Genomic DNA, 12,626 nt, shown 5'->3' with positions numbered 1-12,626 from the left:
TCCTTACTTGTTGGGGGCAAAACCGCACACGCTCCTCTGTGATCGCCGCCCCCGAGACCAAGCCGCCGTCGATCCTAAGCGACTTTCGGCCACTTTGTACCCGCCGGTCAGTCACGTTCGCCCCCCACCGGCCGGTCCCGGGCGACGTGTCGGCCGGTCATGGGCGGTCCCCTCCGGGCCCCCGCGGCACTCCCGCCCCGCTCAGCCGGTCAGCGCCCGCCGCAGCCGCTCCTCGTTCACCCGCCAGAAGGTGTGCTGCTCCCCGTCGATCAGCACCACCGGAATCTGCTCCCAGTACGCGTCGTACAGCGCCGCGTCCTCGGTGATGTCCCTGCCCTCCCACCGCACGCCCAGCTCCCCGCACACCTTCTCGACGACCGCCTGCGCGTCGTCGCACAGATGGCAGCCGGGTTTGCGGACGAGCGTGACCAGCCGGTCCCGGGAGGCGGGCGCGGCGGCGGACGGCACGGACGCCTTGCGGCGGAAGAGGGCGCTCATAGGGGCATTGTCGCCCCGCCGCCCGGCCCCCGAGTGCCGCTCGTCACCCGCTGCCGCCCCTTGCGCCGCCCCCGTGCGCCCCTTGCACTCCCTTTCGGTGATCCCTGCCACTCCACGGCCGGGCGGAGTTCACGGGCTTCCCACCTCGCGGCTCCGGAAGTCCCGAACAGACTGGCTATGCTCACGCCATGGCCGCTCTCGGATGGCTCACCCCCCGTAGGCGCTCCGCCACCGCGCGGAGCGTGCTGGCAGGCGAGGCCTCGGCGGAGGCAGCGCGCAAGTCCACGCAGGAGGCGGACACCCCGCCGCCCGCGCCCGAGGAGCCTCAGTTCCCCGTGCCCGGGGACGACCGCGCCGCCGCCTTCTTCGACCTCGACAACACCGTGATGCAGGGCGCCGCGCTGTTCCACTTCGGCCGCGGCCTGTACAAACGGAAGTTCTTCGAGACCCGCGACCTCGCCCGGTTCGCCTGGCAGCAGGCGTGGTTCCGGCTGGCCGGGGTCGAGGACCCCGAGCACATGCAGGACGCCCGCGACTCCGCGCTCTCCATCGTCAAGGGCCACCGCGTCGCCGAGCTGGAGTCCATCGGCGAGGAGATCTACGACGAGTACATGGCCGAGCGCATCTGGCCGGGCACCCGGGCGCTCGCCCAGGCCCACCTCGACGCCGGCCAGAAGGTGTGGCTGGTCACCGCGGCCCCGGTCGAGATCGCCCAGGTCATCGCGCGGCGCCTCGGCCTGACCGGCGCGCTGGGCACGGTGGCCGAGTCGGTCGCCGGCGTCTACACCGGCCGCCTGGTCGGCGAACCGCTGCACGGCCCGGCCAAGGCGGAGGCGGTACGCGCCCTCGCGGCGGCCGAGCACCTGGACCTGTCCCGCTGCGCCGCCTACAGCGACTCGCACAACGACATCCCCATGCTGTCGCTGGTCGGCCACCCCTACGCCATCAACCCGGACGCCAAGCTCCGCCGCCACGCCCGCGAGAAGGACTGGCGCCTGCGCGACTACCGCACCGGCCGCAAGGCCGCGAAGGTCGGCATCCCCGCGGCGGCGGGCGTCGGCGCGGTCGCCGGCGGCACCGCGGCGGCCATCGCCCTGCACCGCCGCAGGCGCTAGCCCTACCGATCACGAGCGCCGTCCGCCGCCCACCGTCCGCCACCGGACGCCACCGGACGCCACCGGACGCCACAGAACAGCACAGGACGTCACAGGAACATCACCGGTCACAGTCGCACTCCGCACCCGGATTCCGGTCAGATGACCGAACACGCCCACGCACCGCGCCGGCCAGTCCCGTTGGCGGTACACCGCCACGACATGCCCCGCTCCGGCACCGAATCCGAACCGGACTGATCAGCAAACGGTCAGTCTGTGGCACTCGATCGGGCGTCAACTGGCTACGGAAACGACGTAATCGATGATTTGAGCAACTCGGTGTAGCAGGGCCTACACGAAGCGTTATTCTCCTCAGACGCAATCCGGCACCCCTCCGTCGCTACGACGGGTGAATGGTTCCGCACTGCACGTGATGCAAGCTCTGCCTCTGGGAGTCCCGTGTACCCACACGTCGGGGTTGACGCCTCGGGCCTGGCTACGCTCCGCGCAACGGTCCTCGACCTGCTGCGCGCCCTCGTCCCCACCGCGTACGCCGGCCCCGCCTTCGCCACCGCAGCGCCGGTCGGCCCGTGCTACGCGCTGGCCGACGGCATGGAGCAGGGCCCCGCGCGCAGCGCCGTCGTCGAGGGCCGGCGCTCCGCCGAGGGGAGGGCGGCCAGACGAGGCCGCTCCGCCCCGGCGGCCCCCGTCCGCCGCCCGGCGGCGGACAGCGACAGCGCCCGGATGATGGACCTCGTCGAGCGCGCCCAAGCGGGCGAGGCCGACGCCTTCGGGCGCCTCTACGACCAGTACAGCGACACCGTGTACCGGTACATCTACTACCGGGTGGGCGGCAAGGCGACCGCCGAGGACCTCACCAGCGAGACCTTCCTGCGGGCCCTGCGCCGCATCGGCACCTTCACCTGGCAGGGCCGCGACTTCGGCGCCTGGCTGGTCACCATCGCCCGCAACCTGGTCGCCGACCACTTCAAGTCCAGCCGCTTCCGGCTGGAGGTCACCACCGGCGAGATGCTCGACGCCAACGAGGTCGAGCGCTCCCCCGAGGACTCCGTCCTGGAGTCCCTGTCCAACGCCGCGCTGCTGGACGCCGTACGGCGGCTCAACCCGCAGCAGCAGGAGTGCGTCACGCTCCGCTTCCTCCAGGGCCTGTCCGTCGCGGAGACCGCCCGGGTGATGGGCAAGAACGAGGGCGCGATCAAGACCCTCCAGTACCGGGCCGTACGCACCCTCGCCCGGCTGCTGCCGGACGACGCCCGCTGAGCCCACCGGGCCCCCGACCGAGCGCCACGGCCAACTCACCGCGAGTTGCCGTGCGTTGACTTCTCCACCCGATCCCCGGTCGTCCGTAACCGAAGTGCCGAGCCGCTCGTTGTGCGGGATACAGGCTCCCTGTGGTCACGCCTTGGCCCACGCTGATCACTCGATCGTGTGGCACGGTCGTGGGCGTGCAACCCTCAGGACCCCTGGGGAGTCGACCGTCATGACGAGAGGAGGTGCCGCCAGTGATCGCGAACGTATCGGCGCACCGGCGGGCGAACGCCTTCGCCCAGGCCCTGGAGGAGCTGTCCGACCGGGGCGCGGCGGCCGAGCAGTCCGAGGGACCGCCACCGGCCCCGGCAGCGGCGGAGCAGACCGAGCAGGGCCGGTTCCTGGCCCTGGCGAGCGGTCTGTCCGCACTGCCGAAGCCGGAGCTGGACCCCGAGGTCAAGGCCGTCCAGCGGGCCCGGCTGGTGGCCGCCATGGAGGCCATGCTGCAAGAGGGCACCGCGGCGGGCGAGGCGAACGAGCTGTCGGTGCCCGGCCAGCGCAGCCCCGGCGGCAGGGGCGCGCACCGGGCGACCGGCCTGGGCAGGCTGCGACCGCGTACGCGGCTGGCCAAGGGCCTGACCGCGGGCGGGCTCAGTGTCGGGGTGGTCGCGAGCGCCTTCGGCGGCGTGGCCGCCGCCAGCTCGGACGCCCTCCCCGGTGACTCGCTCTACGGCCTCAAGCGCGGCATCGAGGACTTCAAGCTGCACTATCTGACCGACGGCGCCGACGGCCAGGGCGAGGCGTACCTCGACCTCGCCTCGACCCGGCTGAGCGAGGCCAGACGGCTGCTGGAGCGCGGCCGCGGCGGCCACCTCGACCACGAGTCCCTCGGCGAGATCCGCCGCACCCTGTCCGGGATGCAGCACGACGCCACCGAGGGCCACCGCCTGCTCCACGAGGCGTACGAGCGCGACCCGGAGTCCCTGGGCCCCATCCAGGCCCTGTCCAGCTTCTCCCGGTCGCACCGCGAGGCGTGGGGCGCGCTGCGCCAGAAGCTGCCCGTGCAGCTCGGAGACGTCAGCGACCGGGTGTCGTCGGTGTTCGACGCCATAGACGAAGAGGTCGCCCCGCTCCAGTCGCTGCTGCCGCAGCCCACGGCCCCGGCCGGCGGCGACGGCGGACGGCACGGGAGCGCACCGGCCTCGCCGTCCGGCACCGCCGGTGCCACCGACCGGTCCGCCCCGCCCAGCACCGGCGGCGGCGCGCCCGAGAGCGGACACCGGTCCGGCAGCGGCAGCCCCAGCGCCTCCTCGGGCAGTGGCGGCGACAGCGGCGAGGGCCTGCTCGGCGGCACCACCGGCGGTCTCCTCGACCCGCCGAAGGCCAGCGGCAGCGCCTCCCCGCCCGCGGGCAGGACACCGCCGCCCGGCGACCCCGACGTCACCATCCCGCCGCTCCTCCCGGGCCTCCTGCCCGGTCTGGGCATCGACGGCGAGGACGCGAAGTAACCGCGGCGCACCGGCCGTACGACACCGGTGGGGCGCCCTCGCACGAAGAGCGAGGACGCCCCACCGGTGCGCGCCCCAAAGGAACCGCGAGCGTCAGAAGAACACCGACCGCCGCTGCACCAGCAGCTTGTAGAGCGTATGCTGGATCTGCTCGCGCACCTGGTCGGTCAGGTTGAACATGAGCATCGGATCCTCGGCCGCCTCCGGCGGATAGCCGTCCGTGGGGATCGGCTCACCGAACTGGATCGTCCACTTCGTCGGCAGCGGCACCGCGCCCAGCGGCCCCAGCCAGGGGAAGGTCGGCGTCAGCGGGAAGTACGGGAAGCCGAGCAGCCGCGCGAGGGTCTTGGCGTTGCCGATCATCGGATAGATCTCCTCCGCCCCGACGATCGAGCACGGCACGATGGGCGCGCCCTGCCGCAGCGCCGTCGAGACGAACCCGCCCCGCCCGAACCGCTGGAGCTTGTAGCGCTCGCTGAACGGCTTGCCGATGCCCTTGAAGCCCTCCGGCATCACCCCGACCAGCTCCCCCTGGGCCAGCAGCCGTTCGGCGTCCTCGGCGCAGGCCAGGGTGTGACCCAGCTTGCGGGCCAGCTCGTTGACCACCGGCAGCACGAACACCAGGTCGGCCGCGAGCAGCCGCAGATGCCGGTCGGCCGGATGGTGGTCGTGCACGGCGACCTGCATCATCAGCCCGTCCAGCGGCAGCGTCCCCGAATGGTTGGCGACGATCAGCGCGCCGCCCTCCGCGGGGATGTTCTCGATGCCCTTCACCTCGACCCGGAAGTACTTCTCGTACACCGGCCGCAGCAGGGACATCAGCACCTGGTCGGTCAGCTCGGCGTCGTACCCGAAGTCGTCGACGTCGTACTCGCCGGTCAGCCGCCGCCGCAGGAACGCCAGGCCGCTCGCCACCCGCCGCTCCAGGCCGCCGCCGTCCCCGGCACCGCCCGCCTCCGCCTCCGGCTCCGGCTGTCCGGCCGACTGCCCGGGCGCGGGCCCGTCCGCCCCGGTGTCCTCCTCGCGCGCCGCCGTCCGCCCCGGCAGCGGCTGGACCTCGCCGACCGACGCGGGCTCGGCACCGCCGCGCCGGTGCGCGGTGCGGCGCCGCGGCGACCGCGATCCGGAGCCCCCGCGGGAGCGGTCGTCGTCGAACGGGATGACCTTGGCGTCCGCCATCGTTGCTGCGCTCCTCAGTTGGCGCTCGGCGTCGGGAGGTGAGCGCCGCCCCGGCGGGACAGCGCGGCAATCCGGTCGACGGCCCCCGCGAGGGCTTCGGGCGGCAGCAGCCCGGGGCCGCGGCTGCGGACGAAGTCCTCGAAGGTCTCGGCGGTCGTGTACCGGGGGGCGAATCCCAGCGTGCGGCGCATCTCGTCCGTGGCCACGACCCGGCCGTGGGTGAGCAGCCGGATCTGCTCGGGTGAGAAGTCCGTCATACCCAGCGTACGCACCAGCGAGCCCGCCCAGGTGACCGCGGGCAGCAGCAGCGGCACGGTGGGCCGGCCCAGCCGCCGCGCGCACTGCGAGAGCAGCAGCACCCCGTCACCGGCGATGTTGAACGTGCCGCTGTTGAGCGTGCCCCGCCGGGCCTCCCGCGCGGCCAGCCGCAGCACCTCGACGACGTCGTCCTCGTGCGCGAACTGGAGCCGCGGGTCGTAGCCGAAGACGGTCGGCAGCACCGGCAGCGCGAAGTACGAGGCGAGCGGGGTGTCCACGGTCGGCCCGAGGATGTTGGCGAACCGCAGCACGCACACCGCGACGTCCGGCCGCCGCCGCGCGAAGCCCCGGACATAGCCCTCGACCTCGACGGCGTCCTTGGCGAAGCCGCCGCTGGGCAGGGACTTGGCCGGGGTGGTCTCCGTGAACACCGCCGGGTCGCGGGGCGCGGAGCCGTAGACGTTGGTGCTGGACTTCACCACGAGGCGCCGCACGCTGGGGGACTTCTGGCAGGCGCCCAGCAGCTGCATGGTGCCGATGACGTTGGTCTCCTTGACCGTGGCCCGGCTGCCGCCGCCCAGCGCGGTGCCGGTCACGTCCAGGTGGACGACCGTGTCGGCGGACGCCTCGGCGAGCACCCGCGCGATGGTCGGCTGGCGGATGTCGGCCTGGACGAAGTCGGCACCGCCCAGCGAGTGCTCGGGCGGCACCGCGTCCACGGCCACCACCCGGTCCACCTCCGGGTCCCGCAGGATCCGCCGGACGAACCGGCCGGCGAGCCGGCGGGCCACCCCGGTCACGAGCACGGTCTGTCCCAAGATCAGCGCCTTCCTTCACGTCGCCTCCAGGCCGCCTTCACGTCGCGTCCCGCGTACCCCGTGTGCGGCCAACCTAGTGTGGCCCCCCACCGCACGGGTGGGGGGCCACAGACACGCTCTCGCGTTGTCGCGCACTAACCAGTGGCGACCGGCGTCACTACTTCTTGTTGCGACGCTGGACGCGGGTGCGCTTCAGCAGCTTGCGGTGCTTCTTCTTGGCCATCCGCTTGCGCCGCTTCTTGATAACAGAGCCCACGACTACCCTCGCTCACTTCTCATCACTCGGTGTTTGGGCGCCATGGGCCCACACGACCTACGAGGGGCTAGCCTACCCGCCCGAGTGCTGAGGCCGTTAATCGAGGTGTCCGGGGGTCCCGGCCGGGCCGGTTCGGGCCCCCGGCCGGTCGTCAGGCGGGTTCCACCCCCACATAGCTCTCGCGAAGATACTCGTGAACCGCTTGCTCCGGGACGCGGAAGGACCGCCCCACCCGGATCGCGGGCAGATGACCGCTGTGCACCAGGCGGTACACGGTCATCTTCGACACTCGCATCACCGAGGCGACCTCCGCCACGGTAAGGAACTGGACCTCGTTGAGAGGCCTCTGGTCAGCTGCAGCCATGACACACCTGCACCTTCCGCACTCGACGGTCGCCGGCTTCCCCTTCCGGTGACTCTTCGTCGCTGCGTGCTCACTCCCCAGACTAGGGGCGGGTGGTGCGAGTGGGGAAGAGGTGCACGCACCGGCAACCTAGGGCGAAAGGCCCGCCCGGTCGAGTACGTAGCGGATGAGCGGACGGTAGTACACGGATCGCGCTGCGTCATCCAGCGGCACCACGACGGCCACGCGCCCCTCCGCCTGTCCGACGAACGGAGCGGGATCGTCCGTGTCCGCCAGACCCATGGTCTCGAACCCCAGTTGACCTGCTCCGCACACCCAGCCGTGGTCCCCGATCACCAGCTCGGGCAGCGGTCCTCCGGCCGCCGCGGCCGCGTCGAGCGCCACCCGGACCGGGAGCGGGGAGTGCGTGTGTGCGCCGGGCTCACAACCGGGGCGCGCGGGGCCCGGGAGCCGCACGAGGGCCACTTGTCGTACGTAGTCCAGGTGGTGCGTACGTAGACCGAACCGGGTCGTTATGTCGACACAGCGACCCTGCGCCGGGGTGAGGACGGCACATCCCGCCGCCGACAGGGCGTCCGCGAGAGCGGCGTAGAAACCCAGGAGCCGGTGCGGGTGCCCGGTACCGATCAGCACCGCCGCGCCCCGCCGGGCCGCTGCGCCGAGCCGGTCGGCGAAGGCGCCGAGCGCGCTCAGGGTCAGCTCCGGGTCAATCACATCATGGCCGAAGGTGCACAGCGGATCGGCCGAAACGCCGCACTTCTCAGCCATCAGTTCGATCAGCTCCCGCTGCCCCCAGGGGAGTTCCGGGTCCAGGCCGATCAGCGCCCGGGGATCCCCCGCGGCGAACAGCCGGTACCTGCGCAGGCTCACCTCACGCGTGGTGGCCACGACACCGGCCAGACGGGCACGGACCAGATGCGCGCGCAGCGCGGTGGTGCTCGACACGAGGCGATGGTGGCGGACGGCCACCGCCCACGTCCCGGGAACGGCACAACACCCCACGCCCGGCCTAACGCCACCCCCGCCCGGCCCCACACCGGCCCTAGGACAGCAGCCCGCGCAGCGGGAACGCCGCCCGCCGGGTCGCCAGGATCGCCTGGTCGAGCCGGTCCGCCGGGTCGTACCCGGCCTCCCAGTCCGCCCACGGCACCGGCCACCGGCCGTCCGTCATCCGCAGCGGCCCCAGCTGCCGGGTCCGTGCGTACACCTCCTGGCGCCAGCTCTCCGGGATCACCGTCTCCGGCTCCACCGGGCGCCCCGCCGCGATCCCCACCAGATGCGTCCACGAGCGCGGGACGACCTCGACCACCGCGTAACCGCCGCCGCCCAGGGCGACCCAGCGGCCCTCGGCGTGCTCGTGCGCCAGGTCGTGGCAGGCGGCCTGCACGGCCCGCTGCGCGTCCAGCGAGACCGCGAGATGCGCGAGCGGGTCCTCGAAGTGCGTGTCGGCGCCGTGCTGGGTCACCAGCACCTGCGGCCGGAAGTCCGCGAGCAGTTCGGGCACGATCGCGTGGAACGCCCGCAGCCAGCCCGCGTCCCCGGTCCCGGCCGGCAGCGCCACGTTCACCGCCGAGCCCTCCGCGCTGTCCGCACCGGTCTCCTGCGGCCACCCGGTCTGCGGGAACAGCGTCCGGGGATGCTCGTGCAGCGAGACCGTCAGCACCCGCGGGTCCTCCCAGAACGCGGCCTGCACCCCATCGCCGTGGTGCACGTCGACATCGACGTACGCGACCCGCTCGGCGCCGAGTTCGAGGAGCCGGGCGATGGCCAGCGCCGCGTCGTTGTAGACGCAGAAGCCGGACGCCGCGCCCGGCATCGCGTGGTGCAGCCCGCCCGTGAAGTTCACCGCGTGCAGCGCGTCCCCGCGCCACACCGCCTCCGCCGCGCCCACCGACTGGCCCGCGATCAGCGCCGAGACCTCGTGCATCCCGGCGAAGGCCGGATCGTCCACCGTGCCGAGGCCGTACGCCGGATCGGCCGCCGCCGGATCCGCCGACGCCGTCTTCACCGCCTCGATGTAGTCCAGCCGGTGCACCAGCCGCAGCGTCGATTCCCCGGCCGGCTCGGCGGACACCAGGCGCACCTGGCGGTCGAGCCCGAGGGCGCCGACCAGGCTCCGGGTCAGGGCGAGCCGGACCGGGTCCATCGGATGGCCGCGGCCGAAGTCATACCCCGTTACCGCCTCGTCCCACATCAGCTGTGCGCAGCCGCTCATGACCGCCACCGTATCGGTCGCCCGGCGGCGCGAACGACCTGGCGTACACCAGCGTCACCAGCACCAGGACCATCGGCACCAGCATCGCGCCGCGGTAGCTCCAGGCGTCGCCCAGCGCGCCCACCAGCGGCGAGCCGACCAGGAAACCGACGTAGTTGAAGATGTTGAGGCGCGCGATCGCCGCGTCCGAGGCGCCCGGGAACAGCCGCCCGGCCGCCGCGAAGGTCTGCGGCACCAGCACGCACAGCCCGAGCCCCAGCAGCGTGAACCCGAGCATGCCCACCCAGGCCCCCGGCGCCCCGGCCACCACCGCGAAACCGGCCGCCGCCACCAGCGTGCCCAGACGCACCACCGCCGCCGCCCCGAACCGCCGCACCCCGGCGTCCCCGAGGGTCCGGCCCAGCAGCGTGGTGACCATGTAGACGTTGTACGGGACCGTCGCGAGCTGCTCCGAACTGCCCAGCGTGTCCTGGAGGTACTTGGCGCTCCAGTTGGAGACGGTCGAGTCGCCGATGTACGCGAAGGTCATGACCAGGCAGAGCGGCAGCAGCAGCTTGAACACGACCGTCCCGCCCGCGCCCTCGCCGCCCGGGGCCCCGGCGGCGGCCGGATCACCGGAGCCGGCGGAAACGTCGGCGTCGACGTACCAGCGGCTCGCGACGAACGCCGCCGGGAGCAGCACCGCCACCACCGGCAGATACGACGCCCACAGCGCCAGATGCCAGTGCGCGCCCGCCCAGGCCAGCGAGGCGCCGACGATCCCGCCCAGGCTGTAGGCGGCGTGGAAGCCGAGCATGATGCTGCGGCCGTACGTCCGCTGGAGACTCACCCCGAGCATGTTCATCGAGGCGTCCAGCATGCCCACGGCCAGCCCGAACACGGCCAGCGTCAGGGCCATTTCGGCTATCCGGTCACCGGATCCGGCTCCGAGCAGCGCCAGCAGCACGACCGGCTGCGACCAGCGCAGCAGACGGCTGGGCCGGAACCGCTTGACCAGGTGCTCGGTGGTGACGCTGCCGACCCCCGCGAGGATGGGCACGGCCGCCAGGAAGACCGGCAGCAGGCCGTCCGAGACGCCGTAGCGGTCCTGGATGGCCGGAATGCGCGTCACGAGGAGGGCGAAGGCGGCACCCTGGGCGAAGAAGCTGAACGCCAGCGAGGCCCTGCCGCGCCGCAGCACATCTGTCATGGCGGCGAGCGTAGGGCCCGTGGCTACCTGTGGGTAGATCCAGTCAAAGATGAATTTTCTTCAGCTTCGGCGGGACCGGCCCGCTCAGGCGGTGACGGCGGTCCCCGGAGCGGCGGCGCGGGCTGCCACGACGGCCCCGGCCTCGACGGTCTCCGCCCCAGCGGTCTCTGTCTCGGCCTCGGCCCCGGCGGTCTCGGCCTCGGCGGCCACCAGCTCCTCCATCGGCCCGGCGGCCAGCCCGCCCCCGACCAGGAAGGCGGCCCCCAGCGCGCCGACCATGAAGACCGTGCCGAGCCAGACCATCGTGTCCACGGGCACCGTGTACGCGCCCACGACCCGCGCCACGCACTCGGCCAGCAGCGCCACGCCCCAGACGACCGAGAACAGCCGCTCCTTGCGCCGGAAGACCGCCGAGCCGGCCGCCGCACCGGACACCAGCCGCTCCCACGCGGCCTCCTTGGCGGCGTCCCCCTTCACCATGAAGGGCTTCAGCCCCGCCGTCATCATCGGCCGGCCGAGGAACACCGAGACCAGGATGCCGATCGCGACCGTGCTGCTGACCCCGCTGTCCTTGGCCAGCATCAGCCGCGGGTCCCCGGAGACGAAGCTCAGCAGCAGCGAGACGACGTTCACGAAGAGGATCAGCGCCGCCAGGGCGTTGGCCCGCCGCTCCTTCACCAGGCTCCACACCGTCCGCGCCGCCGGGACCGCGCTGCTCCAGGCCAGCGCCGCGAAGGTGCTCGTCCCGAAGGCTTCCTTGAACACGTAGTACGAGCCGAGCGGCACCGCGATGTCCAGGATGAGCGGCCGGAAGTTGTCCAGCACGCTCGGGTTCCGGACGGCGTCGTCGTGGGCGGTGCTCCGGCTGTGGTTCCCCGTGGTCTTCGTCATGCCCTCAGCTTCGCCCGCGCAGGGGGTCCGGCGGCAGAACCGATCGTCCGGAGCTCCGCATGACAAATGTCAGCACCGCGCCGGTGGCCCGGGTCATGCCTCCGGGCGAACCAGCAGGTCAGGCAAGTCGGCCATGGAGGAGAAGAGTTGGGCGGCCCCGGCGAGCCGGTCGGCCGGGGTCATCGCCGTGAACCCATACACGTCCATCCCGGCCGCCACGGCCGCCCGCACGCCCAGCGGGGAGTCCTCGACGACCACGCACCGGCCGGGCGCCACCCCCATCCGCTCGGCCGCGTACAGGAAGAGGTCCGGCGCCGGCTTGCCCCGGCCGACGTCCTGCGCGCTGAAGACCCGGCCCTCCTCGAACCACCGGTCGAGCCCCGTGGCGCGGTGCCCCACCCGTATGCGCTCATGGCTCCCCGAAGAGGCCACGCAGTACGGCGTCCCGTCCGCCGCCAGCTTCTCCAGTACGCCGACGGCGCCGGGCACGGGCTTCAGCTCCCGCTCGAAGGCGGCGAAGACCCGGGCGTGGAAGACGTCGTCGAAGTCGTCCGGCAGCCGCTTCCCGGTGCGCTCCAGCACCAGGTCGTGCACCCGGTGCATCGCCGCGCCCATGTAGTCGCGGAGCGAGTCCTCGTACGAGGTCGGGTGACCCAGCTCGGTGAGGTAACCGGCGAGCAGGCGGTTCGAGAGGGGCTCGCTGTCGACGAGCACACCGTCGTTGTCGAAGATGACGAGGTCATAGCGCATAGAAAAGAGCCTAGACGCAGAAAAACCCCGCACCGTGAGGTGCGGGGTTTTCCCTAAAATTTGTTCGGCGGTGTCCTACTCTCCCACAGGGTCCCCCCTGCAGTACCATCGGCGCTGTAAGGCTTAGCTTCCGGGTTCGGAATGTAACCGGGCGTTTCCCTCACGCTATGACCACCGAAACACTATGAAACAATCAACCGCACCATGTGTGGCACATGGGGTTGTTCGTGGTTTCAGAACCAACACAGTGGACGCGAGCAACTGAGGACAAGCCCTCGGCCTATTAGTACCGGTCACCTCCACACGTTACCGTGCTTCCAGATCCGGCCTATCAACC

The 12,626-nt window shown here is 72.3% G+C and carries 13 protein-coding genes and 2 rRNA genes; 3 read left to right on the top strand and 12 right to left on the bottom strand.

Features of this window, described 5'->3' with window-relative positions; genetic code table 11:
* Positions 1-201: 201 nt before the first annotated feature.
* Entirely contained in the window at positions 202-498 is a 297-nt protein-coding gene (locus B086_RS0119890) for a glutaredoxin family protein (RefSeq protein WP_018568187.1), read from the bottom strand.
* Positions 499-686: 188 nt separating this feature from the next.
* On the opposite strand from B086_RS0119890, the gene B086_RS0119885 reads away from it, so the two are divergent.
* From B086_RS0119885 to B086_RS0119875, 3 genes are all read left to right on the top strand, one after another.
* Positions 687-1,613 (top strand): HAD family hydrolase, encoded by a 927-nt coding sequence (locus B086_RS0119885; protein WP_078509655.1) that lies wholly within the window; start codon positions 687-689, stop codon positions 1,611-1,613.
* A gap of 438 nt (positions 1,614-2,051) precedes the next feature.
* Complete coding sequence (locus tag B086_RS0119880) at positions 2,052-2,873, top strand: ECF subfamily RNA polymerase sigma factor, BldN family (protein ID WP_018568185.1); 822 nt, start codon at positions 2,052-2,054, stop codon at positions 2,871-2,873.
* Positions 2,874-3,115: 242 nt separating this feature from the next.
* Positions 3,116-4,369 (top strand): DUF5667 domain-containing protein, encoded by a 1,254-nt coding sequence (locus B086_RS0119875; RefSeq protein WP_018568184.1) that lies wholly within the window; start codon positions 3,116-3,118, stop codon positions 4,367-4,369.
* A 93-nt stretch (positions 4,370-4,462) separates the two neighbouring features.
* Here B086_RS0119875 and B086_RS0119870 read toward each other — a convergent pair whose 3' ends face one another.
* From B086_RS0119870 to B086_RS0119820, 11 genes are all read right to left on the bottom strand, one after another.
* The gene (locus B086_RS0119870; RefSeq protein ID WP_018568183.1) at positions 4,463-5,548 is read right to left on the bottom strand and encodes a lysophospholipid acyltransferase family protein; all 1,086 of its coding nucleotides are present in this window, start codon (positions 5,546-5,548) and stop codon (positions 4,463-4,465) included.
* A 14-nt stretch (positions 5,549-5,562) separates the two neighbouring features.
* Positions 5,563-6,624: an NAD-dependent epimerase/dehydratase family protein gene (locus B086_RS0119865; protein ID WP_018568182.1), complete on the bottom strand. Its 1,062-nt coding sequence runs from the start codon at positions 6,622-6,624 to the stop codon at positions 5,563-5,565.
* A 157-nt stretch (positions 6,625-6,781) separates the two neighbouring features.
* Complete coding sequence (locus B086_RS42950) at positions 6,782-6,880, bottom strand: 30S ribosomal protein bS22 (protein WP_003948845.1); 99 nt, start codon at positions 6,878-6,880, stop codon at positions 6,782-6,784.
* 151 nt (positions 6,881-7,031) lie between these two features.
* Positions 7,032-7,244 carry a helix-turn-helix domain-containing protein gene (locus tag B086_RS0119855; protein ID WP_018568181.1) on the bottom strand — a complete coding sequence of 71 codons (213 nt, stop codon included), beginning with the start codon at positions 7,242-7,244 and terminating at the stop codon, positions 7,032-7,034.
* Between the two features lie 129 nt (positions 7,245-7,373).
* Entirely contained in the window at positions 7,374-8,189 is an 816-nt protein-coding gene (locus B086_RS0119850; RefSeq protein WP_026252592.1) for a phosphatase, read from the bottom strand.
* A gap of 97 nt (positions 8,190-8,286) precedes the next feature.
* Positions 8,287-9,459, bottom strand: a complete 1,173-nt coding sequence (locus B086_RS0119845) for an acetoin utilization protein AcuC (RefSeq protein ID WP_026252591.1) — start codon at positions 9,457-9,459, stop codon at positions 8,287-8,289.
* Positions 9,410-10,648, bottom strand: coding sequence for an MFS transporter (locus B086_RS0119840; RefSeq protein ID WP_078531137.1), 1,239 nt, complete (start codon positions 10,646-10,648; stop codon positions 9,410-9,412). The genes B086_RS0119845 and B086_RS0119840 overlap by 50 nt, the downstream gene beginning before the upstream one ends.
* Positions 10,649-10,732: 84 nt before the next feature.
* On the bottom strand, positions 10,733-11,539 hold the full coding sequence (locus B086_RS40295) for a VC0807 family protein (protein ID WP_018568177.1): 807 nt from the start codon (positions 11,537-11,539) through the stop codon (positions 10,733-10,735).
* 93 nt (positions 11,540-11,632) lie between these two features.
* Positions 11,633-12,289, bottom strand: coding sequence for an HAD family hydrolase (locus B086_RS0119830; RefSeq protein WP_018568176.1), 657 nt, complete (start codon positions 12,287-12,289; stop codon positions 11,633-11,635).
* 62 nt (positions 12,290-12,351) lie between these two features.
* Positions 12,352-12,468 (bottom strand): 5S ribosomal RNA (gene rrf, locus B086_RS0119825).
* 84 nt (positions 12,469-12,552) lie between these two features.
* Positions 12,553-12,626 (bottom strand): 23S ribosomal RNA (locus B086_RS0119820); the annotation flags it as partial.

Source organism: Streptomyces sp. PsTaAH-124 (assembly GCF_000373685.1).
In the GTDB taxonomy this organism is placed as follows: Bacteria; Actinomycetota; Actinomycetes; order Streptomycetales; family Streptomycetaceae; genus Streptomyces; species Streptomyces andamanensis.
Note: the sequence above shows the minus strand (reverse complement) of the source record. Positions and strands in the feature narration are given on the sequence as shown.